This is a genomic window from Chryseolinea sp. H1M3-3 (assembly GCF_029360725.1).
Lineage (GTDB): Bacteria > Bacteroidota > Bacteroidia > Cytophagales > Cyclobacteriaceae > Chryseolinea.
Genome location: NZ_JARKMY010000002.1, coordinates 1,216,221 through 1,240,402 on the forward strand (window position 1 = coordinate 1,216,221; position 24,182 = coordinate 1,240,402).

Annotated in this window: 23 protein-coding genes; 18 read left to right on the forward strand and 5 right to left on the reverse strand. The window is 39.8% G+C overall.

Annotated elements, in window-relative coordinates; all coding sequences use genetic code 11:
- The first annotated feature begins 30 nt into the window (after positions 1 to 30).
- Positions 31 to 1,218, forward strand: coding sequence for an epoxide hydrolase family protein (locus P2W71_RS12615; protein WP_276371512.1), 1,188 nt, complete (start codon positions 31 to 33; stop codon positions 1,216 to 1,218).
- A 409-nt stretch (positions 1,219 to 1,627) separates the two neighbouring features.
- The gene (locus P2W71_RS12620; protein ID WP_276371514.1) at positions 1,628 to 3,010 is read left to right on the forward strand and encodes a family 16 glycoside hydrolase; all 1,383 of its coding nucleotides are present in this window, start codon (positions 1,628 to 1,630) and stop codon (positions 3,008 to 3,010) included.
- 371 nt (positions 3,011 to 3,381) lie between these two features.
- Here the strand turns inward: P2W71_RS12620 and P2W71_RS12625 are convergent, their stop codons facing one another.
- The 3 genes from P2W71_RS12625 to P2W71_RS12635 all read right to left on the reverse strand — a co-directional run bounded on the left by P2W71_RS12625 (position 3,382) and on the right by P2W71_RS12635 (position 5,382).
- Positions 3,382 to 4,080: a family 16 glycoside hydrolase gene (locus P2W71_RS12625; protein ID WP_276371516.1), complete on the reverse strand. Its 699-nt coding sequence runs from the start codon at positions 4,078 to 4,080 to the stop codon at positions 3,382 to 3,384.
- 23 nt (positions 4,081 to 4,103) lie between these two features.
- Entirely contained in the window at positions 4,104 to 4,829 is a 726-nt protein-coding gene (locus P2W71_RS12630) for an NAD(P)-binding domain-containing protein (protein WP_276371518.1), read from the reverse strand.
- Between the two features lie 61 nt (positions 4,830 to 4,890).
- Positions 4,891 to 5,382, reverse strand: a complete 492-nt coding sequence (locus tag P2W71_RS12635) for a Crp/Fnr family transcriptional regulator (protein ID WP_276371520.1) — start codon at positions 5,380 to 5,382, stop codon at positions 4,891 to 4,893.
- A gap of 351 nt (positions 5,383 to 5,733) precedes the next feature.
- Here P2W71_RS12635 and P2W71_RS12640 point away from each other — a divergent pair, with 351 nt between their 5' ends.
- The 16 genes from P2W71_RS12640 (at position 5,734) to P2W71_RS12715 (ending at position 21,306) form a co-directional block, all read left to right on the forward strand.
- Positions 5,734 to 5,985, forward strand: a complete 252-nt coding sequence (locus tag P2W71_RS12640; RefSeq protein ID WP_276371521.1) for a hypothetical protein — start codon at positions 5,734 to 5,736, stop codon at positions 5,983 to 5,985.
- A complete protein-coding gene (locus P2W71_RS12645; RefSeq protein ID WP_276371523.1) occupies positions 5,975 to 6,955 on the forward strand; it encodes a BtrH N-terminal domain-containing protein in 981 nt (326 codons plus the stop codon). The genes P2W71_RS12640 and P2W71_RS12645 overlap by 11 nt, the downstream gene beginning before the upstream one ends.
- A 196-nt stretch (positions 6,956 to 7,151) precedes the next feature.
- Positions 7,152 to 7,835 (forward strand): fibrobacter succinogenes major paralogous domain-containing protein, encoded by a 684-nt coding sequence (locus tag P2W71_RS12650; protein ID WP_276371525.1) that lies wholly within the window; start codon positions 7,152 to 7,154, stop codon positions 7,833 to 7,835.
- 123 nt (positions 7,836 to 7,958) lie between these two features.
- The gene (locus P2W71_RS12655) at positions 7,959 to 8,771 is read left to right on the forward strand and encodes an AraC family transcriptional regulator (protein ID WP_276371527.1); all 813 of its coding nucleotides are present in this window, start codon (positions 7,959 to 7,961) and stop codon (positions 8,769 to 8,771) included.
- 201 nt (positions 8,772 to 8,972) lie between these two features.
- Positions 8,973 to 9,581, forward strand: a complete 609-nt coding sequence (locus P2W71_RS12660; protein WP_276371529.1) for a serine hydrolase domain-containing protein — start codon at positions 8,973 to 8,975, stop codon at positions 9,579 to 9,581.
- On the forward strand, positions 9,571 to 10,680 hold the full coding sequence (locus tag P2W71_RS12665; protein ID WP_276371530.1) for a serine hydrolase domain-containing protein: 1,110 nt from the start codon (positions 9,571 to 9,573) through the stop codon (positions 10,678 to 10,680). Before P2W71_RS12660 ends, P2W71_RS12665 begins: the two co-directional genes overlap by 11 nt.
- Before the next feature lie 184 nt (positions 10,681 to 10,864).
- Positions 10,865 to 13,027 (forward strand): xanthine dehydrogenase family protein molybdopterin-binding subunit, encoded by a 2,163-nt coding sequence (locus tag P2W71_RS12670; RefSeq protein WP_276371532.1) that lies wholly within the window; start codon positions 10,865 to 10,867, stop codon positions 13,025 to 13,027.
- Between the two features lie 396 nt (positions 13,028 to 13,423).
- Complete coding sequence (locus P2W71_RS12675; RefSeq protein ID WP_346659956.1) at positions 13,424 to 15,721, forward strand: FtsX-like permease family protein; 2,298 nt, start codon at positions 13,424 to 13,426, stop codon at positions 15,719 to 15,721.
- Positions 15,722 to 15,913: 192 nt separating this feature from the next.
- Positions 15,914 to 16,165 (forward strand): hypothetical protein, encoded by a 252-nt coding sequence (locus P2W71_RS12680; protein ID WP_276371536.1) that lies wholly within the window; start codon positions 15,914 to 15,916, stop codon positions 16,163 to 16,165.
- Positions 16,149 to 16,451 (forward strand): type II toxin-antitoxin system RelE/ParE family toxin, encoded by a 303-nt coding sequence (locus P2W71_RS12685; protein WP_276371538.1) that lies wholly within the window; start codon positions 16,149 to 16,151, stop codon positions 16,449 to 16,451. The genes P2W71_RS12680 and P2W71_RS12685 overlap by 17 nt, the downstream gene beginning before the upstream one ends.
- A gap of 242 nt (positions 16,452 to 16,693) precedes the next feature.
- A complete protein-coding gene (locus tag P2W71_RS12690; RefSeq protein ID WP_276371540.1) occupies positions 16,694 to 17,515 on the forward strand; it encodes a helix-turn-helix domain-containing protein in 822 nt (273 codons plus the stop codon).
- A gap of 192 nt (positions 17,516 to 17,707) precedes the next feature.
- On the forward strand, positions 17,708 to 18,076 hold the full coding sequence (locus P2W71_RS12695; RefSeq protein WP_276371542.1) for a VOC family protein: 369 nt from the start codon (positions 17,708 to 17,710) through the stop codon (positions 18,074 to 18,076).
- A gap of 429 nt (positions 18,077 to 18,505) precedes the next feature.
- On the forward strand, positions 18,506 to 18,898 hold the full coding sequence (locus tag P2W71_RS12700) for a DUF1801 domain-containing protein (protein WP_276371544.1): 393 nt from the start codon (positions 18,506 to 18,508) through the stop codon (positions 18,896 to 18,898).
- 28 nt (positions 18,899 to 18,926) lie between these two features.
- Positions 18,927 to 19,295, forward strand: coding sequence for a DUF2200 domain-containing protein (locus tag P2W71_RS12705; protein WP_276371547.1), 369 nt, complete (start codon positions 18,927 to 18,929; stop codon positions 19,293 to 19,295).
- 448 nt (positions 19,296 to 19,743) lie between these two features.
- Entirely contained in the window at positions 19,744 to 20,856 is a 1,113-nt protein-coding gene (locus P2W71_RS12710) for an alpha/beta hydrolase-fold protein (protein ID WP_276371550.1), read from the forward strand.
- A gap of 114 nt (positions 20,857 to 20,970) precedes the next feature.
- On the forward strand, positions 20,971 to 21,306 hold the full coding sequence (locus P2W71_RS12715) for a hypothetical protein (protein WP_276371552.1): 336 nt from the start codon (positions 20,971 to 20,973) through the stop codon (positions 21,304 to 21,306).
- A gap of 355 nt (positions 21,307 to 21,661) precedes the next feature.
- Here P2W71_RS12715 and P2W71_RS12720 read toward each other — a convergent pair whose 3' ends face one another.
- Positions 21,662 to 22,867 carry a 7TM-DISM domain-containing protein gene (locus P2W71_RS12720; RefSeq protein ID WP_276371554.1) on the reverse strand — a complete coding sequence of 402 codons (1,206 nt, stop codon included), beginning with the start codon at positions 22,865 to 22,867 and terminating at the stop codon, positions 21,662 to 21,664.
- Positions 22,864 to 24,144 (reverse strand): PAS domain-containing protein, encoded by a 1,281-nt coding sequence (locus tag P2W71_RS12725; RefSeq protein ID WP_276371557.1) that lies wholly within the window; start codon positions 24,142 to 24,144, stop codon positions 22,864 to 22,866. Before P2W71_RS12725 ends, P2W71_RS12720 begins: the two co-directional genes overlap by 4 nt.
- Positions 24,145 to 24,182 lie beyond the last annotated feature (38 nt).

Below are 24,182 nucleotides of genomic sequence, written 5' to 3' on the forward strand. Positions count from 1 at the left end.
AGCTTTGTTGCATAACAAAACCAAAAAGTGATGAAACAATTTAAAATTCAAATTTCTAATGCTGAGATCAACGATCTGAATGAAAGACTATTAAAAACTCGATGGCCAGGTGAAATGATTAAGGAGGGGTGGAAAAAGGGCGCACCTGCAGATTATTTGAAAAGCCTGGTGGATTATTGGGTTAACAAATTTGACTGGCGAAAACAAGAAGCATTGCTAAATAAGTATCCTCAGTTTATAACTGAAATCGATGGCCAAAATATCCATTTCCTTCATATAAAATCCAGTAATCCCGATGCCACCCCGCTCATGTTGATTCATGGCTGGCCGGGTTCCTTCGCGGATTTTGTAAACATCATTGAACCACTAACCAATCCGCTGATTGACAAGAAGAATGAAGTCCGCGCATTTCATCTAATTATTCCGTCTATTCCAGGGTTTGGTTTTTCAACTCCGGTTAAAGAAAAAGGATGGAATATGTTTCGTATTGCGTCTGCCTTCACTGCCCTGATGGAGCAATTAGGATATGAAAAATTCGCCGTTCACGGTGGGGATATGGGCGCCGGGATAACCAGTATCATGTCGGCATTGGGTGCACACAAACTCATTGGAACTCATGTGAATACTGATTTTTACGCGGTGGCCGGACTGGGTATGTTTCCATCGGATACTTCATTTTTATCTGATATGGAAAAGCCACGGCTGGAACGCATGAAAGAATATAAGAAGAATGGTACTGCCTATCTCGAAATACAATCGACAAGACCACAAACAATTGCATATTCACTGTCGGACAGTCCGGTAGGACAACTGGCATGGATAATTGAAAAATATAAGGAATGGTCGGATGAAGACAAGGAGTTGCCAGAAGAGGCTATGAATATAGATCAGATGTTGACGACTGTATCGTTGTACTGGTTTAATAAAATCGGTGCTTCCAGTGCGGAAATGTTGTATGAAAATATGAGCATGGCTTTCAACTGGGGCACAGACAGTGGTGCGAATGAATCCAGTCAATGGACACCACCAAAGGTGCGATCTGGCATGACCGTCTTTGGAAAACGTGCCGATGAATCACTCTTTAAAAAACTCTTATCCCTTACGAGAGAGCCAGATTGGTATGTGTTTCACGAAAAAGGCGGACATTTTCCAGCCATGGAAGTTCCCGACTTGTTAGTAAAAGACCTTAGGGATTTTTTCAGTCTGCCTAAAGTATAAATAAGGCGTTTCCTTGGCCGGAGGGACCGAACATGAAGTCGTTGTTGGACCAGAGCGTCTGTGGCGGTATGATTAAGATGGGAACCATGCGGCAGCTTAGGTAAAGTGCAAATTTTCAAGTTTAGTTTCCCTAATTCGTTCGGTAACGTGCACAAGTGTGACGCGCTCCCAAACCTAAGTTGCCGCTTCAAGAGCCTGACCACAACGATGTTTAAATAAGATCATTTATTATTTCCACACCAACGACCACACGCTGTCACGACTAAAAATTCTTGGCGAAAACAAGCGTTCAACTTTCCATTTACTTCCGTGAACCAAAAATGAACCAAACATGACTTCGATTTGGGCAGTTGAAATTCACTGTGTCCTCCAAATTGCAGGACATCTTCAAACCAAAAATTAAAGGAAAATGAAAAAGATTGTGGTAATCCTGTTACTGTTATTTGCGGGAATTGATTCAAGCGCCCAGAAGGGGGCTATCCAGATGAAAGCCGGGAATTTTGATTTCAAGGCAGGTACCGTTGAATTTCTTACTTATAAAGGTCGGCAAAGTATGAAGCTTGCTGCTAACTCGGGGCAGGTTGTCATCAAAGATATGAATTTCAAAAACGGTATTATCGAATTTGACGTAGAGTCTATTCTTCCTGGCTTTGCGCAGTCAGTCTACTTTCACCGCAAAGATGAAAAGGAACAGGAAATTGTTTACCTGCGCGTGACAAAAATAGGAGATAAGCTCGCGAATGAAGCCATTCAATACGCGCCATATTTTGATGGCGTGAACATGTGGGACATGTACCCACAATACCAGGCTCCCGCGCCGATCAAGAAAGATGATTGGAATCACATGAAGTTGGTGATCCATGGCAAGAGAATGCGGGTATATGTTAACGACGTCTCAAGGCCCGTACTGGAAATTCCGCAACTTGAGGGCAACCTTACCGAAGGTACGATTGCTTTCGATGGTGCAGGTTATATTTCCAATTTAGTGGTCCGGCCCAATGAAACGGATGGGCTGAGTGCCGAAGCCGCACCTGACCTAACGGACCACCGGTCAAATTATATCAGAACCTGGGCAGTTACACAGCCGGAGTTGTTGGAAACTGGAAGAGAAGTGACTACCGAAAATTTGCCGGACGACAGGTTGTTCAAACAAAACATTCGCGCCGAACGGGAGGGATTAGTCAATCTCACCCGCAAATATGGCATGAATGAAAAAAGAAAAGTAATCTGGTTGAAAGCAGTCATAGAAAGCGCTATTGATCAGCCCAATAGTCTTGACATTGGATTCAGTGATGAGGTCTGGATCTTTCTGAACAACAGCTTGCTGAGTGTTGATAAAAATCTTTTCCAACATCAAATCCTGAAATATCCGAAAGGCCGGATTTCCATCGAAAATGCAAAAATTCCGCTACGATTAAAAAAAGGTACGAATGAACTGGCGATTGCCGTGGCCAATGATTTTTACGGCTGGGGTATTATCGTCAGACTTCAAAGTACTGATAACATTCTTTCAATAGAGCCGTATGTTCCGGCACCAGAGGTCGCCATTGAAAACATCGCGCTTTACCTTGGAGAATATAAAACTACCGCTGTCCCTTTTACTTTAAAATTTACGGAGCAGAACGGTCAACTCGTTGGTAAGACATCGAACGAAAATACATTCGGACTTAATTACAGAGGCAATCACGAGTTTGAAAATAAAACTGCTAATCTGAAAATTGTTTTTATGCCGAAAGAAAACAAACTTTTCTTTAAGCCCGGCGATCAGCTATATGAGTTTACCAGGCAATAAAACATTTTGAGCCATTCGTTTGATTGATTGTGACGATAAACCAATCGAGTTAACCAACGAAGCGATATCTACCCAAAAAAAAGCCGGTGATCAGCGGCTTTTTTTGATGGGATGGACTTCCTCTTAAATATTTTTGGTTCAATTTTATTGAATGGCAAACCTTCCGGAAGAAAAGCTTAAGGAAAATGGCAAATCCGGTAGAATCACACGACACAAATTAGAAGCTGACCTTTCGTACGTTAAGAAGATTGTGCTTAGACTTGTCCGTCCGTTTGGTACACACCAGAGCCTCGCCACCCAATCCCTATCTGTGATCACGCGACATACAAGCTATAAAGTTAAGGCAAGAGCTAAATTGGCTTCTTAAGGTATTAACGTTTATCAATCTTTAAATCCTTAAAATATCCGATGGTACCAATATCTACCCATAATGCGATTGCACCATGCGTTGTTTTTCCTTTCAACTTATCAACCACAAATGTTGAATATTTTGAATCATTGATGTACATATATGCTTTTTCCCCATTCACTTCAATTCGCATAGTGATCCATTCGTTTAAGTCGACAGGGGCGGTCGTTTCGTACTTGCCCGGTGCCTCTTTTCTTAAAGTCTCAAACTTAAAATCGGGATAAGAATAATATTGTACGGTACGATTCCTGGCTAATTGATTGTCTGATCGTCCGACCCTGGGCCGGAGATAAATGGATTCGAATTCCGTGTCATTTTCACTGATTCTAAAGGCAACTCCGATGAATCCCTGAGCGCGTTGGAATGGAGAAGGGTTTTGAATTTGACTCAGCATCTTCACTTCGATTGTCCCATTCTCAAAATCCAGATCCATTAACTTGACATACGTTGGTTCGTCCACGGTTGCTTCTAAACGATTAACATCAAAAGGCAAGGCTTTCAAATCTCTTTCAACCTTGATAACATCTTCTCCATTGAACTTAACAACGGATGCAGTAACATTTTTCAATTCAAAGTTTTGCTCTTGAAAAACAATTTTCTGACTCGAGGCACTGAGCGCACAAAAGTTCAACACAAAGAGAACAAAAAATGACATCTTCATAGGAATTCAGGTTTTTGGTGAAACTAAACAGCCAGTTTTAATTCGGATTTTGTAATCGGCTTGCCAATCGCGCCAAACTCATGCAATTCGCCAAATACTTCAATGCGAATCGACTGATTTATACCTCCTATACGCACAGGTTCGAATCCGCTATCTTTAATTAACGCTTCAATCTGTGCATCAATGGTGTTGTCATCCGTGGCATAAAATAGAACAGCCGCATCGGGCTTTTGGTATGCTGCACTTGCCAATGAACCAGCACCGAGCGTACCGAATGCCTTTGCTAATTTAGCGCCTTTGGGAAGTAAGCCAGCGATAATTTGCCCGGCCGATTCTTCAGCACCAATAATTTTTTTGAACCCACCCTTGCCATCCGGTGCAATTGGGTTAGATGGATCAACGATGATCTTCCCCTGTAACTCTGCAGCATATGTAGCGATTAGTTCCTGAATGGTGCTGAACCACACTGCCAGTATTATGATGTCTGCTTCTTTGATGGCCGTTGCAACTTCCGCAGCTTTAGCAAGGCCTCCCAATTGATTCGCGAATGTTTTGGCATCTTCCAGTTTATGACTCGCTACAATTATTTCGCGATTTCCATTTACAAGGTTTGACGCAACCACTTTTCCGATGTTTCCCAAGCCGATAATGGCTACTGTTGATTTGTTAGTTGACATATACTTATTCTTTTTCGTTTTGTTGATCGATAATTTGTTGACACAAAGGAACGTCAAACACCGAGGTCGCACCAATGACCTGGTTTAAGAAAAAGTATTGATCTGGTTTAAGATTATCCCGATATCCAGATAGCTATCGTATGTCGTTTTTGGCGATACGTGCTCTTATGCGACTCAGAAATTCGGGGGTGACACCAAGATATGAAGCAATTTGTACTTGCGACAAACGGTTAAGAAGGTGAGGATATGTTTCCAAAAATAACTGGTAACGCTCTTCAGCGGTAGAACTAAATAGCTGACCAATCCGGTCTTGTTGTTGCATGAAATGGTTTTCCAATAATACCCTGAAAATGCGATCAAATTTTGGCGCCTTTACATATAAGTCAATTAAATCATTGTAAGTGATTCTTAAAACGACAGTGTCTTCCAGAGCATCAATATCAAGGACAGACTTTGTTCTTTTATGAAAACTAGTAAGATCAAGCATCCAATAGTTTTCAGTTGCAAATTGCAAAATGTGGTAGACACCTTTTTCATCTACTTTAAAGAGCCTCAGGCAACCACGCACCACAAAGTTAAAATATTCGCAAACGTCTCCGTGCTGAAGAACGAATTGCTTTTTCAAAAACAAGTGTGGATGAAATTTCGATTGGACCAACTCTTTCTCGGTCTGATTCAAAGGAATGAGTTTGTTGAAATATTCAAGTAAAGGTTGCGATGTGGCGATTTGAGAAGTATTATGCATCTGGTTAAGTAAATCAGTAAACCAAAGATAATCAAGTTACGAGATTTGATCTCCAGGTTGCTGAATAGGAATAAATTCAGCAGGCTTCTATTGAGCATATTTCGATATATTTGATGAAGCAGATTAAATGCGTTTGCATTGGCGTTGGGGATTCTTGCCATCGAACCAATTGTGTGACTTTATGGACAGCGACAGAACAGTTTTTTATACTTTTAAATATCTCCCATTGCCATGGGACTTTTTTTTATCACGGCTCCGCTAATCGCACATTTAAATCCCGAGAATTCAACGTTTAACGGAGAACCTGGAGCGCCGGATTTTTCGACAACGGTGATTTTTATTTTAATTGGAATGCTTATGGGACTTATACCTTTTTTGTACATGGACAAGCTGGTTATCGTTGAGCTAAATAATCAGCGTATAAAGATTATTCAAGGTGATCGGTCAGCTAAAAACAACATTGCGGTAGACAATGAAAATTGAGAATCTAAAACCATTTGACGGTCAACATTGCGAAACAACAGCAACAGGAACTTTATTGCTACAATTGGGAATTGAACTTTCTGAACCAATGCTTTTTGGACTTGGAGAAGGACTTGGTTTCATTTTTTGGAATATGAAATCCATGAATTTTCCATTTATCGGTGGGCGTATTAAACCTGATTTAATAACTCAAAATATAGCCAAGAACCTAAACCTTGAATTGAATGTTAAGGAGACTTCTTCAACAAAAAAGGCTTGGGACAATGTAAAGCTATTGCTTGACCAAGGCCAAGTGGTAGGACTGAAATTAGACTGCTATCATTTAGAGTATTTTTCAAGACCCTTTCATTTTGCAGGCCATTATGCAGCCATGTATGGTTACGACAACGAAACGGCATACTTGGTTGACACAAAACAACAAGGCGGTAAAGTGAAAACCAGTTTGAAAAGTTTAGCATTAGCAAGAGCCGAAAAAGGTCCGATGGCTTCAAGAAATTTGTATTATACTTTTAGCAAAACTGCCAGGAAATTTGATTTAAAAACGGCTATTCCATCTGCAATTCGTAACAATGCAACTGAGTTTCTCAATCCACCCATCAACAATATCGGCTACAAGGGAATTTTGAAAACAAGCACTGAAATAATCAAATGGTTCAAGGCAAGTAAAGACATTGAAAATGATTTCAAAATGTCTGCAATGCTTATGGAGAAAGCAGGAACAGGTGGTGCATTATTCAGAAATTTATACCGTGACTTTTTAAAGGAAAGTTACGATTTGCTTAAAGTTGGCAAACTAAAATCAGGACACGAAGCATTTGTGGAAATTGCCGAACTTTGGACTTCAGTTTCTCAACTATTTGAGAAAGTAAGCCAAACGAAAGACTTCAAGTATATACAACAAGCGTCAGACATTTTAAAACAACTTTCAATAAAAGAGAAAAACGCAATGGATATATTGGCGACAATATAGCCGAACCGTTGAGTGAAATTCCAGGTATTTGTCAAAGCTCCCCGGATTTTTTCATTACCGGATTAGCAGTAGATCATAGTCTCATTGCAACATCGGGTTACGGGGATAGTGTATCAGTATTTATATCCCGTCGCCTCATACGGTTTTGAGTTAGCGGTAATTGAAGATTCTATATAGCAAATCAAAATCAATAATTATGAAGAACGCAGTTACAGTTTTGATATTCGGAATAGTAGTTCACGCTTCGTTAGCTATTGGGCAGAGCGAGCCGGGCAAACGAACATCAGCTACAGACAAAAATCCCAAAAATGTTAAAATTGGCGCTCAGGTGTGGACGGCTGAAAATCTGAATGTGGGGCATTTTAGAAATATGGATCCTATTCAGGAAGCGAAAAATGCAGATGAATGGAAGAAAGCACTCAATGAAGGTAAGCCTGCATGGTGTTATTATGAATTTAATGAGGCCAATGGTTTGGTTTATGGAAAGTTTTATAATTGGTACGCCGTCAATGATCCCAGGGGACTTGCTCCTAAGGGTTGGCATATTCCTCAATACCAAGAATGGGAAAGCCTGATCAGTGCTGTTGGGCCTAATCAGGTTTGGGATAAGATGGTGGACGCTGCCGGATGGATGAAAGGACTGTCCAAAACCTCGAACGAAACTGGCTTTAGTGTTTTAGGAGGTGGTCTATGTGGCGAATCTAGCTTTGGCGGAATTGGAATGGAGACCGCATTCTGGTGCGCTTCAAAAGACACTTCATCTATTCAGAATAACTCGAATCTTCTGTCAATCCATTTCGGTATAAGTTGGGCACCTGGTATAGGTAAGGTTTTTGGTGAAGAAAAGGGCGGGATGTACGTGAGATGCGTAAAGGACTAGTGGCAGTTGAAGCAGAAAATATTTTCAACATTAAGCGTCTACAATACAAAAAATGTAATCTATAGTATCTATGCATTATTTGTAACCTATTGATTTATTGTAAGTCTTTTCTAAAATCCAAAAATGAAATCAGGTGGAACTTTTATAAATCGGAGAACAGATAAAACCCTTCAGCATCTTGTACATAGTTTCTATTATCAGGAATTCAACCGGAATGTTGCAAGTAATTCGGGTCTCATTGCCGATGACGGGTGCTATGAAATCATGTTTGTAAAAGAGACCGATGCTTTTTTGAGTTATGGTATAAACAATAGGAGCAAAATCCCACATACATACACTATTAATAGAGTACCCCAGCCGTTCTCGATCGATTTTAAAGCTTGCTTTACCACCTTTTGTATAAAACTACAGCCCTGGAACAACGGAATGTTTTTTCCGAATTCACTGCCGCAAGGGATTTTGGATTTGAGAACATTATTCGGAAAAGAAATACTTGATCTGCATGAAAATATCTTTAGTTCCAAATCTTTTAATGAGATGGTGACACTCGCAGAACAGTTTTTAATCGCTAAGGAATATTGCTTATCTGCTGAAATGGAGTTTGTCAAATCGGTCTGCGAAAAAATTTACGATTGCAAAGGGAGTGTAAGTGTAAATGAACTGGCTGAAACATTCGATGTGCCACGACAAATTTTAAACAAGATATTTTTCCGGCATGTAAAACACACGGTAAAAAAATTTCTGGTTCTCATTAGAATGCGGGCATCAATAGAATACAAACTCGCTAACCCTACATCTTCCTTTACAGAGATCGCTTATAAATTCGGATACTCCGACCAGGCTCATTTCGTCAATGATTTCAGAAAGGTCTGCGGTGTTACCCCTTCAATGTTCGTAAAAACACCTTCCTATTCCTGCAATGATTTAAGACGGTAATCGTCCATACCAAAAATACAATTTTTCTAATTTCTGAGATTCTAATTTTGCTTAAGCATTTTCTTATGATTTCTGCCGGTACGAAATCATCGGCCCTTATCGGGTAAGAAAATCGAGTAGGGTAGTCGTGGTAAAGCTTACATCATGACTGGTGCCCCTATTGTTATTTGACTGCTATTAAATTTATAATTCTCTTCATCTATGAAAAAAATAAAGGTATTCTATTCCATATTGATTGTTTTTATAACCATTTGTTCATGTAGCTCCAACCCGCAAAATTTTTTGATTCTTGGTAAAACTTTTTATTCAGAAATTTCACCCCAGAAACTGGATACATTTTATGTGCAGATGCGATCAAATGAATTTGCCAGTATCCGCATTACCGAAAAGCATGTAAGAATTAATGCCCGTGTATATGATCCACAGAATAGTCTGATTCAATACAAGGATGAAAACCAGATGGGAGATAAAGAAGTAGTAACTATTTTTTCTAAAGAATCAGGTATCTATAAGATTATTGTCGGGTGGAACTTTAACGAACCTTTAACAGGAAAATATACAATTACGCTTGATAAGTTGGAGGGCGCAGGAAATAATGCCGTAGAAAAATCGAAACAATTGTTCGATGGCTGGTATGAAAAGTATACCCCAGGTGCAGCGCTTCTGGTGATTAAGAATGAAAAAGTTGTACTGAAACTTACCAAAGGCCTTGCAAACCTTGAGGACAACATACCCATCAGGACCAGCTCTTTGTTTGAGTTAGCCTCCTGTTCCAAACAATTTACAGGTTACGATAGCTTTGCTTGTTGATCAAGGTAAGATCAGTTTGGAGGATGATATCAGGAAATATTTACCTGAAATGCCTGACTATGGAACACCGATCACAATTGCCAATCTGGTGTATCACACTTCGGGAATTAGAAGTACTGACGATTTGCAGTTTGCCGGCTTCGGCCCTCAGGATATAACGACGCTTCCTATCTGTTTAAACTTTGCCTTTGCACAAAAGCAGCTTCTCTTTAATCCTGGAGCACGTTACAACTATTCCAATACCAATTATAATTTACTTGTCGAGATAGTCAGTAGAGTAACCGGGACACCCTTTTCTGAATGGTGTAAGGAAAATATTTTCCGGCCTTACGGAATGAACAATACCTGGTTTAAAACTGACATCGGACAGGTTGCAGAACATGGTGTACATTGTTATTCAGGCACTAAAGATGGCTTCGTGGAGTTGCAAAATAACTGGGCGGCTACAGGCGCTTCAGGATTGCAAACTTCTATCGACGATCTTGAAAAATGGCTGATTGGTATAGAAAGCAGGCAGCACATGAACGATCGAATTTATAAGCTGTTGAATACCACTACCACCCTGAAGGATGGAAGTCCAAATAAGTATGTTTTTGGGAACGAAGTGGTAAAAAACGATAACAAGAATGAGGTCGCTCATTTGGGACTGGTTTTGGGTTTCAGAACGGCAATACTCCGTTACCCTGATCAAAAATTATCTATAGTTTACCTGAGCAATGATGGTAATGATGCCACCTACCAGCGTGCCTGGAAAATCAGGGATATTTTTCTGGGAACAAATACTGAGAACCTGCCCGATCTGAATAAGATGCCGACGGTGGAGGGCGCTTTAAAGCAAATAGAGAATGCAAAAAAGTATAGGGAGACCGTGGATGTAAATCCGTATGTGGGTACTTATTTTTCAGAAGAGTTGTCAACCGTCTGGACGTTGAAAAATGAAGATGGCCAGCTTGTGATACATCATCCTCGCATCCATCCGATTAAACTTAAAAGTTCAAGTAAAGATCAGTTTAGCTTTCTCCAGTTTGTGCGAGATGATTCCGATGATGTAATTGGTTTGAAAATTTTAGGTGGAGGGATTGTTTTTGATAAAAAGTAATTGGTTATGCGCATTGATAATTATACTAACGGAGATATTCAATATAGTTTAAGATCTTAAGCTTTCTTTCTGTGAGCCATCTCAGGTTAAGTGACGTTTTGTTAAATAGATGTTAATGAGACAATAAGAATCCTCAAAGTTTGTATTTATTGGTAAGTTTCACTCAAGAAGAAACATTCGATAGATGGATAAAAAAGCAGTTATTAATCGCCGGGATTTTATTAAAGCGGGTACCCTTGTCGGTGGTGGAATTTTGATTTCGATGGCAATACCATTCAAAGATGTCCTATCGACAAAGAGCGCCCCTCCGAATATATTTTCTCCAAATGCATTCTTGCGTATTGGAGAGGATGATAGCATCGTGATTATTCTTTCAAAGGTTGAGATGGGACAAGGCATCTGGACAACGTTACCTATGTTGATGGCTGAAGAATTAGATTGTGATTGGAAAAAAATAAAGGTTGAGCATAGTCCGCCGGGAACAGCGGATGATTTTCTGAAACCAGTGGTAGATCGATTTACCGGAGGCTCAGAGACCACTGTATCGCAATTTGATATTTACCGTCAGGCTGGTGCTACCGCTCGCATAATGTTAATAAATGCTGCTGCAAATAGATGGGGCGTAAAGCCTGAAATTTGCAGCACAGAAAATGGATATGTGATAGCAGGAAACAAGAAGTTGAGCTTTGGCAAAGTGGCGAATGATGCTTCCGTATTACCCAAACCTGTTGTTAAGCTTCGTGAGCCACAAGACTGGAAATATATTGGTAAATCTCAGAAACGGTTAGACAGTTTAGAAAAGATCAATGGAAAAGCAAAGTATGGCATGGATATCCAGTTTCCTGATTTGCTTACGGCTGTTGTGGCACATGCCCCGGTTATGGGTGGCAAGGTTAAGTCCTTTAACGCAGAGGCAGCAAAGGCGATAGAAGGAGTCAGGCATATTGTGCAAATTCCAACGGGAATATCTGTTCTTGCAGATAACTTTTGGGCTGCTCAAAAAGGACGTGATGCATTAACTATAGAATGGGAGCGTGGTGAAAATGAAAATATTGAAAGTAAGGCGTTGCTGGATGAGTATGTGCAACTATCAAAAACAAAAGGGCAAGTTGTCAAACAAAAGGGTGATGTAACGGCTGGTTTAAAAAAGGCAAACAAATCAATTGAAGCGGAATTCAGTTTTCCTTTTCTGGCTCACGCACCCATGGAGCCTTTAAATTGTACAGTTAAAATAGAAAAAGATAAATGTGAAGTTTGGGCAGGCACCCAAGCTCCGAAACATCGGCAGGCCGAAGTCGCAGTATTTTTAGGTCTCCAGCCAGAGCAGGTTTTATTTCATACTCCTCATCTTGGAGGAAGTTTTGGCAGGCGCGGTACTTTCAGTTCTGACTGGATTATGGAAGCCGTTCATATTGCCAAGGCAAGCGGGCAGTTTATCAAACTGGTATGGACCCGTGAAGATGACATTAAGGGAGGATATTACAGACCTGTTTATCTGCATCGGGTTAATATTGGCATTGGTACAGATGGATACCCCGTGGCATGGCAACATCGCATTGTTGGCCAATCTCTTTTTACAGGCACGCCGTTAGAGGAATACATTGTTCAGAATGGAATCGATTATAGTTCTGTAACAACGGCTGCCCCATACTCAGACAGTATTCCTCATTGTTCTTTTGAATTGATTACTACTCACGTGGAGGTTCCGGTTTCAGCATGGCGCTCCGTAGGCCATACGCATACGGCTTTCGTAATGGAGACATTGGTAGATGAACTGGCTACAATAGCTAAAATCGATCCTGTTGAATATAGACGCTCGCTGTTTAAAAATTCTCCCCGTCATTTAGCGGCACTCAATTTGGCTGCTGAAAAAGCAGAATGGAGTAAGCCCATGCCTGAAGGAAGATTTAGAGGTATAGCAGTTCATGAAGCAATGGGAAGTTATGTCTCACAAGTTGTTGAAATATCTATTGACGATAATAAGCTGCAGGTTCATCGTGTGGTTTGCGCCATAGATTGTGGTTTGGCTGTAAACCCTGATGGTGTTCATGCACAAATGGAAGGGTGTATTGTGTACGGTCTTACAGCGGCATTGTATGGTGAAATAACCATGGAAAAAGGTCAGGTACAGCAATCAAACTTTCATGATTATCAAATGCTGAGAATGAATCAAATGCCTGAAGTCGAAGTGTATATTGTTCCTAGTTCGGAGAAGATGGGCGGCGCTGGGGAGCCAGGCGTTCCTCCAATAGCTCCTGCGTTGGCTAATGCTCTTTTTGCGGCAACGGGAAACCGGGTTAGACGATTGCCTATACAAAAAGCAGATTTGATAAAATCGGATCTTTAGCGCTTGCGTTTGCAGGCTGTCAAATCATGTAAGTGTGACTGTGTAATTCTCGTCTGACATTCGTTCCGCATTTCGTTCGCTCAGGTAAGAGACTGCCAATATGCGAAGAATGTGTGTTAGTTTATTAATAACTTTTGAATTCTGTTCCGTTAGCGCAAATGCCCTGCTCTAGCAGCTTTTTTAGATGTTCATTGTGCCCCTGTTTAGGTTTATTACTCCAAAGAACTACGAAGTGCGCCGACGCTCCGGAAGTTTTGGTGCAACACCATGAACCGGTTAAATAGTTTTTTGTATTTTGGAATGGAGTAAAATCAACCCAATCTCCTGAAGGCCGGTTTACCGGAGCTTCTATTATGTGAGTACATTTTTTGTTTATTATCCACAGCCAACGAGTTTATGATAAAGCACAATCTCAAACTTATTTTAAGAAGCTTATGGAGAAAGAGAATATACTCGATAATTATATTGTTCAGCTTGACTATCGGATTTGTGTGTAGCAATATCCTTATCTCATTTCTTGTTTTTGAAACCAATACAGATACGTTCCACACTAATCGAGAGAAAACATTTCAGGTATTCAGTAATGATCCGTTTGGTGGTAACGACCGGATTGCCTTTATACCGGATTACTTTTTTGAATATCTGACCAATAACTATGCTGAAGTTAAAGATGTATGTCGGATTTGGGATTTAGAGGGATTCACTATAAAAAAATCAAATGACCCATTTGATGATTTCAAAATACTATCCGTTGACAGTTCGTTCTTTACATTATTTGATTTCCCCTTGCTGCAGGGAAGAAAAGGTTTGTGTCTGACATCTGATAAAATCGTTATCACAAGGGATAAAGCTTTGACGTTGTTTGGGCATACCGATGTTGTTGGAAATCTGCTCACCGTATCCTCTTCCGATACCACGAAAGAATTAATTGTTTCCGCTGTTGTGGACAGACCCATTGAGAATAGTCATTTGAATTTTGATATGCTCGTGCATCACTCAACGTTTTCCAACAAGTGGAGGGGTGGCGCTACTTACGTTTTATTGACAAGCGCGGATGCTCAGGAGCCTCTGGTAAAAAAAATTAATAACGATCCTCGGCGTCCGGGACTTGTCGGTCTTGGAAAAACGGAGTACTTCTTTAATCCTTTGACTGAATCCTATTTCAATACCGACAACAAGATGAGCTATGTAAAAACAAGAAGCCCTATGTTTTTGACTGTCGGGTATATTGTTTGCGGCTTGGTGCTTTTTATAGCGAGCTTTAACTTCATAAATCTATTCTTACTTTCCTCGGAAAGCCGAAAAAAAGAAATTGGGATCAAGAAGACTTTGGGCGTTACCCGTCAAGGCCTGTTTAGTTTCTCAATAACGGAAGCGGGTGTTTACGTTTTCGCTGGCTTCTTACTTGCGATGATTATCACCTATTACACTATTCCGGTTTTTAATAATGTTTTTGAAGCCAATTTATTGCCTGAATATTTTTTAAATGTAAAGATCATCGCATCATTATGTATCGTTCTGTTTCTCATCGGCTCGTTGGTGGTTATATTGTCAGTTTCGAAACAGTGGAGTATGAAGTCAATCAACCTGATGACTAAGGACTCTTCAAAGGTTAGGTTCAGTAGGCTTCTCTTTACTATTCAGTTTGTTATTTCCATCACGCTTGCCATCTGCGCGGTAACTATCGTGCAACAGATGAACCATATAGAAAATGCTCCCCTTGGGTTTAACCGTCACATCGTTCAAATTGATGCACCAGATAAAAAATATGCGCATGCGCTCACCGTTATCAAGCAGAAAATCGTTCAATTGCCGGATGTTAATAATGTAACAATCAGCAACGGAAATCCCATATTTGGCAATAGTATAGTTCGTTATGATCTTGAGCATGAGCAGTTCTATACGCCGTATTTGTTTGGTGGTGACGAAGATTATTTAAAAACATTAGACTTGAAGTTAGTAGAGGGTGAGCTGCCTTCGGAAATGAATAATGGAAAACTTGTTAATCAAACATTAGTCCGGCAGTTTAATCTCGAGAAGCCGATAGGTGAGAAAGTTCCAGGAACAAAGGATGTAATTGTCGGCGTAGTGGAAGACTTTACATGTGGCTCATTCAAACAGGAAATTCCTCCGTCAATTATCTCTTTTCATAAGGAGGGACAAGCTTTATTGATTGACTATAGCGGGATCAATCTATCAAAGATACTTCCACAAATACAAAAAGAATGGGAGAGCGCCTTCCCAGATTACACCTTTACCTATCGCGTCATTCAAGAACAATTAATGAGGAAATATAAAGAGGATACCTTCTTCTATAAAATTGTAATTACATTTTCTGTTATCAGTATGGTGCTGTCTTGCTTTGGATTGTTTGCGCTATCCTGGGCTGTGGTTCAAAGTCGTTCAAAAGAAATGGGCATTCGAAAAGTTCTTGGAGCAACTCCGTTGGACATATTGAATTTATTGACCTTGACGTTTACAACACGCATTGTCCTCGCCTTTTTGATTGCCGCTCCAGTAGGCTATTACTTAATGAATGAATGGCTGACACGATTTGCTAATAAAATTGAACTTAACGTGTGGATTTTTTTTATAGCGGGCCTCATGGTTACGTTTATTGCCCTTATAACCCTTAGCTTACAAACAGTCAGGGCGGCAATGACCAACCCTGTTGACGAAATTAGAAGTGAGTGAGTAGAAGGCGGCTGCAGCATTGTGTATAGTAATGTTAAGCTTCGCATGAACCGACTCGTTAATCATTTAATCCAAAGCAGTTAACCCGAGATTGATAATTATTCCTAACAGCCGAATATCAAACACTTGCGGAACGGTAGACGGAATGTTCGGATTGTCAAGCGGATAAAAAATTCTTAAATTGGTGACATTATGGGGGTAAAATTAAAAGAATTAAACTTTGAAAGGGAGAAACTTGAGATTATCAAATGGGTCACGGGTCTAAAAGACAGGGACGCAATTGAAAAACTTAGGATGTTGCGAGACAGCCCAAAGAAACAGGACTGGTGGAACGAGATTGCTGATGAGGAGAAAACGGCGATAGATAAGGGGATAGAGGATATTAAAGCTGGACGAGTTAAACCACACAAGGAAGCGAAAAAGCTGTATGCAAAGTGGCTATAAACTTTTCTGGTCAGACAGAGCGTTAGATGATTTACAAAACATTCTCAATTACCTTAGCGAAAAATGGACCCAAAAAGACATTCGAAATTTTGTCAGGCGACTTGACAGAAGGCTTGAACTGATTTCAGGTAACCCGAGATTGTTTCCCAAGACTACAAAAAGAAAGAATATCAGACGATCAGTTTTAACAAAGCATACCGTTATCTATTACGATATGAAAGAAAACTCCGTAACTGTTGTGACAATTTTTGATCCGCGACAACATCCTAAAAAATTAAAGTTATAGGCAACGATGGAAAAAATATTGTTTCATATTCAAGTTTGCTTCTCGGCTTCAATGGCCCTTTAATTCTTCTAGCAAAAATTATTCATCATCAATGATAGCAACGTGTTCTTTAAGACGCATATGCTTTATACACTAATCATTTGAGGCCATGGGCTTGACTTCTTGGACTTGACTGGGACAATGAAAAATTTCGAATTAGATGAGACCTGAAATTCTTATATTAACTGTTTCTCTCACAATTGATGAACTATCAAACATTTCAACCGCGTTCAGATTTAGCGTCTCTTGTAAAATGTTATTGGACTTTAGAGGTTCCAGTTCAAAAAAATCCTCAACGACAACGCATTATACCTGACGGATGTATTGAAATGATTTTTATCCTTGCAGATGACGTAAAGCGATATACTTACGAAGACAAGTTTATCATACAACCTCGTGAATTGGTACTCGGACAAATTACAGAACCATTTTTTATCGAACCGACAGGGTACGTCAATACTTTTGCAGTTCGATTTTATCCCTATGGCTTCGCTAACTTCGTGACGACGCCAATTCAAGAATTAGCAAACAAAGAAACTCCTGTGCGGTTGCTGTTCGGCGAAGAACCTTCAAAAGAATTAAAGCAAAAAATAATCTATGCAACTGGCATCCAAGAAAGAATAGAAATTGTAGAGGACTTTCTTCTAGATAAATTAAGTGAAAAGGCAACCATCGACAACATAGTAAAAACAACCATCGACGCGATACTTTTAACAAAAGGAAGCGCTTCGATCAACGCCATCCTCAAAGATGATTTATCAAAACGAAGACAGCTTGAAAGGAAATTCATAAAACAGATTGGTATTAGTCCAAAGCAATTAGGTAAAGTCATCAGGTTGCAAACTGCGCTAAAAATGTTGCTTAACCGAGAATCTGAAAACCTGACGAATATTGCCTATCAAAGCGAGTATTACGACCAAGCACACTTTATCAAAGATTTTAAAGAATTTACCGGAACAACACCGAAAGATTTTTTAGAAGATGATAAAATGATTCTCTCGGCACTTTTCTACAAAACCGATTAACTGTCGCATTTTTACAATTTCAATTTGTGAAGATCCTGTAAATCTGCATTGTCATTTAAAAAAAGTAAAATGAGAAAGACAATGTTGAGCACAGCGATAATTCTTGGAGTTGGTCTTACCGCATGCGTCCCTAAAAACAACTCTACACAACAAACAGAAAAGGTTCAAACAACGGTAAATAAAATTAACGACATGAAAAATTTAATTTCAATTGTTGAAATCCCAACGGCAGACTTCTCGAGAGCAATTACGTTTTACCAAACGGTTTTAAATATTAATGTCGAAGTTACGGATATGGATGGGATAAAAATGGCATTATTTCCTAATGCTGGTGAAAGCGTTTTTGTCCAATTAATTCATGGGAGTGATTATAAACCTTCAGCCGATGGCATAGTTGTTTATTTAAACGGGGGCGATGACTTGCAAAAAGTCGCGGACAAAATAGAAGCCAATGGCGGAAAAGTTATTGTACCCAAAAGTGAGATTGGCCCTGACATGGGATTCTTTGCAATTTTCATCGACTCCGAAGGAAACAAATTGGGGTTACATTCTTTAAATTAAAAAAACGCTGAAAATGAACGGCTATCTCCAGAATTGATTTTTCATCGGTATCTGAGTTGCAAGAATTTAAATCAGCTTACCAAACAGTTACCGGCTACCTAACTGAACTTTCACATCGGCAAACGTTACTTTTTCCAGCGTGGCATAATTGACGGGTCAATAAACGAGCAGCCGCTTGTGTTTGGATAACAGATAGGTCAAATGATCTTCACCTTATTAATTCAATCACTGCTAACCATCTGAAATGCGGTAACGAAGCCATCACGAAATGCATAAAACATATGCTGCTTGTAGGTTATTAACATATCCACTATTAAATTCGTCTGCAAACCGGGCCAAGACTCCTAGTAGTTTAACAACAACTGCTTTCTATAGCCAAGCGGAGGCAGTGCGTATTGCTTTAGCCCAACAACATTTTTGTCGATCAAGATGAACTTAGAAATCCAAGCATATAACGATCGCCAAGTAACCGTTGACAAGGAAATTTGCGACTTACTTGCAAAGCAAATTGACAGCGAAATGAAAGAGGCAGAAAGTAAAATTTGGCACGCTCACCCGGTTTGGTTTTTAGATGGCAATCCAATTGTTGGCTACAGTAAACAGAAAGCTGGCTTGCGTTTGATGTTTTGGAGTGGCGCAAGTTTTGAAGAAGAAAGATTGAATGTGACTGGCAAAAAATTTAAAGACGCGTCTATTTTCTACACCACAAGTGAACAAATTAATACAAAGGATCTTAGGCGGTGGCTAAAAAAATCAAAAGCAATTCAGTGGGACTATAAAAATATTATGAAAAGAAAAGGCCGACTGGAAAGATTGCAATAAGATAAGAACGTAGCGTTACACACATTGTATGAGCACCACCACAAAAAAACACGATGACCGTATTGCACAAATGACATTCGCTTCGGTGTATCCTTTGTATTTAGCTAAAGTGGAAAAGAAGGGTCGAACGAAAAAAGAATTGCATCAAGTAATTGAGTGGTTAACTGGTTTTGATGAAAAAAAGCTACAGCAGCTCATTAAGGAAAAGGTAACTTTTGAAGTATTTTTTCAGCAGGCTACATTGAACCCGATGGCTAATCGCATTACCGGCCTAATCTGTGGCTACAGGGTAGAAGAAATTGCAAATCCGCTGACCCAACAAGCGAGATACCTTGACAAGCTCGTGGATGAATTGGCGAAAGGTCGTAAAATGGAGAAGATACTTCGCACTGCGTAGCGTGACTTGCAATGCTAGCAATAGGCTATGTTTTAAATAATTCGTTAGTTCTGAAAACGCATGTTCCCGGCCATCAGAATTAAAAAATCGTGATCATTTGTCTGTCGTTGCTGCCGTACAGGAAAACATCCGGATTATCCGCGCCCGTTCGCGCTGATTGTTCGCCCGGTTTCTGTGCTAAGAGTGATAACCGACCTTGGCGTTTAATGCCTCATCGGTAAAACATCTTTCTTCTCGATCCAGCGCAAAACTTACTTGATCAACCCTCATCACAATCGTTTTCACAATCGAAACTTGCTTTCCTAAGTGTCATTACTTATAATTGTATAAATAACACTTAATATCAGCCTGGATACGTTATAATAGATTTCAGATGTCGATATCCGTAACATTTGCATGCAAGCCTAAACGACTTTCACCCCAACCATCCTATAAAATCAAAAAGAACATGAAGTATTATACACTCCTCTTAGTCTTGTCATTAATGGGTTCATTATGTTTTGCACAGACCACCCAGGAAATAAAAGAAGACTTCAAACCGTCAACCTTAAATCAGCCCGGGCAAGAATACCCTCAGGTTAACTCACAGCGCTATGCAAGATTTAAAATCCTTGCTCCTCAAGCCGATAGCGTGAGAGTTAGTCTGGGGTTAGGCGGAAAGGGTGGCACGAAACTAATGAAAACAGAAGATGGCTCCTGGATGGGCACCACGCCCGGGCCAATGGACGAGGGCTTTCATTACTACCATGTGATCATGGATGGAGGGAAATTTAATGATCCCGGTGCGTTGAATTTTTACGGTTCTGTTCGTTGGGAGAGCGGTATAGAAATACCTGCCCATGATCAGGACTTCTACGCGCTAAAAGATGTTCCTCACGGTAACGTGCAGCAGATCCTTTTTCCCTCAAAAAGTACGCATACGTCACGCCGGGCATTTGTTTATACACCTCCCGGGTATGATAAGAATCAGTCAACACGATATCCTGTGTTATACCTACAGCATGGATGGGGTGAGGATGAAACTGCATGGACTAATCAAGGCCGCGCTAACCTGATCATGGACAACATGATTGCTGAAGGTAAGATCAAACCCTTCATCATTGTAATGACCTATGGGATGACGAATGAAATTAAGTTCGGTGGATTAAGAAATTTTGACATTACACCATTTCAAACAGTCTTAGTGGACGAACTGATTCCTTATGTTGATGCCAACTTCCGTACGATTGCAGATCAGGCTCATCGCGCAATGGGCGGTCTCTCCATGGGTGGTATGGAAACGCGCACGATTACAATGAATAAGCCAGAGGTTTTTTCACACTTCGCGCTGCTTAGCGGCGGCGTTTACAAGCCGGAAGATATTAAGGACAAATCAAAAGTTAAGTTGATCTTTTTGAGTTGTGGCAGTAAAGAAAGACCGGATAATGTTAAGAGTGCAGCTACTGCTCTTAAGGACGCAGGTTTTAACGCGGTGTCTTACATTTCCGAAGGTACAGCGCACGAGTTTCAAACATGGAGACGCAGCCTGCATGAACTTGCGCCCCTGCTGTTTAAAAATTAGCTGTTGACGTGGCGCAAACTTTTACTCATGCACAACGGATCACTTGTGTTCCAACAACATCTATAGCATTGAATAACAAAATCAGTTTTGTATAAACCCAAAAAATTTCTCGTTATGAAAATTCTATTTACAGTAGCACTCTTGGTAGGATGTATGACCGCGTTCGCCCAAAGCCCGATTAACGGCGAATGGAAAGGTTCCCGCGAAACACCTAACGGCACTTTTGAAGTCAACTACACTTTTAAAGTTGAGGGCGATGTGTTGACAGGGACATGGAAGAGTAATTTTGGAGAAACTAAATTAGAAAACGGAAAAGTGGACGGTAAAAAAATTTCCTACAGTATTTCTTTCAATGACATGACCATTAACAGCACGGGCGAACTCATCAGCAATGACGAAATTCTGATTAAGAACGAGCGGGGTGAAATGAAACTAACCAGGGTGAAGTAGCCTAGGGCTTTCAGTTGGTTAAAAAAATGAATTCGTTTATTGTGTTAGGGAGTGAAGAATTCACCATCCCTATACGTAGAAAAGTATGTAGAAAAAATATGTCTTTAGTTTTCGTAATGAACATGTCAATCGCAGGCAAAGTGTTTGCCGGGTTTGTCCCTAAAGCAAATTTAGGATCAAGAATGTTCACTCAATGAAAGGCGTCGGCCCTTTCGATTTTTTCTCATTTCAAATAGCTGCTGTGTAGAAACAATATTCAGTAAGAAAGGTGCTGCCAAAAAAAACACGCCACCTTTTCTTCTTTCCAAACTTGGCATTGAATGCGGTTTGAGATCAGCAAATGTATTCTGGTACTTTATACGCGTTGTTGGTCGGGCAATGTTTTTGTTTTAATTATTTCAATCCATAACCCAACAGATACAGCAAGAAATATCAAAAAGAATGCTGTATTAAAAAAAGGTTTATAAAGAACAATGAAATTTTTGTAGGATAATATAGTATATCCGAACAACAGTGTCCCGGCGAGAATACACCTCATCAAAAAGGTTGAACCCTCTCTGTCATTAATAAAGGCTTTTAAAATCACAAAGACAATAGCAATCAAAAGCGACGCAGAAAATGCTAAATATATATTTAAATATCTCGTAAAAAGAATCGGGTCCGTTACAATTGTGAAAAGTGTAAACAATACTGAAGCAACGATGTAAAACCATTTGAACGCATTGCTAAAATCTTTCGGAAAGAATGACGAAACAAACAGCAAGCCGAATAGCGTACTTAAATATATCGTTAGGTACTCCACCTTAACCAAGTATGACCAGGGAAAATTGGGAAAGTATTGAGCAATTAGGTAGTCGTTAGAAAATGCTGAACGAATCGCCCACGAAAAAGTGAGTAACGTAAAGAAAAGGAAGACTTTTTTCTTATAAGCAACGAAATAAAATAGATTCGCGAGCACTAAAAGTGTTAGTCCTATGAACAATCCTTCATCCATTATTGTCTTTATGCTAAATTTTGGTTCCGTTGCTTTTTTTTCAAGATAAATCATTTTCCCAATGCCTCCGTAAGCGTGGTGAAAATTTGAAACATGAATAATTATTTCTATAGCTTCATCTGTGGGAATAAACTGAATTATTCGAGGACACCACTCTGGTTCACTATGAGAGCGTTCGGTGCCAACTTTTCCATTCCCAGTGTAATATTTTTGATCTATCCAAATCTGGTAGCTGCTGTAAACATCCGGTAGCCTTAGCACGAAGTTGGTGTGAATCAAATTTTGGGGTATGTGTACCGTTGTGCGATAGGTAGCAAATCCTTCGGCGACCCCTTGTGCATTCCATAAATGTGGAATATATACTTCTTCGAAATGCGGTAACAAACTTCCCGGTTTTAAAAATGTGAAGGGATAGTATTCCCAAGGACCGTAAAGAGCAAAACTCTCTTCGCTACTATTGCTGTAGATATGAATGGCGGCGGTAGACGGATTTGGCTGTGCTCCAACACAGGAGACTGTTATCAATATTTTTAAGAAAATAATATTAATGATATTAATGAATTTCATGATCCGAGTGGGTTAGTGGCAAATGTCTTCTGACGTTCATTTACGTACTGCGTGAGTTCGCTGGTATAGGTATCGAGGTCTCTTCCTGCCTGAAGAATATTCGACGCTATAAAGCTTAATTCCTCCTGTCGGATCATACCCTTTTGAACTAAATCTGTCAATCCCAATAGACGTACTAATGGCCCTCGGATTTTATGTGAGGTTCGAAATGCAATTGTTTCCAGTATATTGCTGGCTTTAATTCTTTCGTTTTCTACTATTTTGCGCTGAGTAATAGGCAGTGAAAGGATAAGATAATAATTAGAAGGAAATTTTTGCTGCGTAAGTGGAAGCACCACTGAATCGGTCCAAATCAGGTTGCCGCTTTTTGTTTTTTCCTGAATCTCACCACGCCACGTTTGTCCGTCAGATATCCGACGATAAAGCTCTTTAAAGAAAAGTTTAGAGTGATATCCTGAATTTAGTATTTCGAAATTTTGTCCGATCAATTCTTCTTTTGAATATCCAACAGCATGCAAAAAGGGGACATTTGCTTTCAAAATTTTTCCGGTTCTATCGATCACTGCGGAGTAGACATGAATGTCAATTGCATCCATATAGGATTTCAACTCGGTGCTTTTTTGTTTCACGATCCAATCTAACTGATCCTTTAAGGTTAGTAACTCTTGATTGGAAGCTTTTAGTTCGTGATTAGTACTTTCTAATTTTTTACCAAAAGTATTTATGATGGATCTGAAAAGTGCAGACTGAATCATAACCATAAAAACGGAGATAAATAAGAAGGTCTGTTTCACGATTGAATATGGCATTAACGGGTCTTCAACGAATGGGTGAACCGTATCAAACCATGCATAGAACATATAAGATCCCGCGGCAATGAAAAACGTCGTAATGATTGCCAACACACTTTCGAAAATTAAGACAGATGAGCATGCGGTAGCCATCAGTAAATACTCGATTCCTGTACGTCTGTCTGCCAGCGTCATTACAAAGACAATGAGCAAAACGCCGTAGATAAAAAGAAATTTGGAGTAACGAAATTTGTGACTGGCATTAAGTATGAGTACAGTAACAAATATCGGCATTAGGAAGAGGGCTTTGAATCCTTGGTGCCAGCCTAGCGAAGCAAAAACAATCATCCAGGTAATTAGTATTAAAATTGAAATAATGGTAAAGGCATTTAATGTGAGCAATCGTGCTTGTTGCCCGTAGTTCATTTTTTCGGAAAAGCCAATGCTCGTTATCCAAACCCATTGGTTATTAAAAAAGGCTTTCAATTAAAATAGATTTTAGTTTAATGTTTGGACTTGATAAT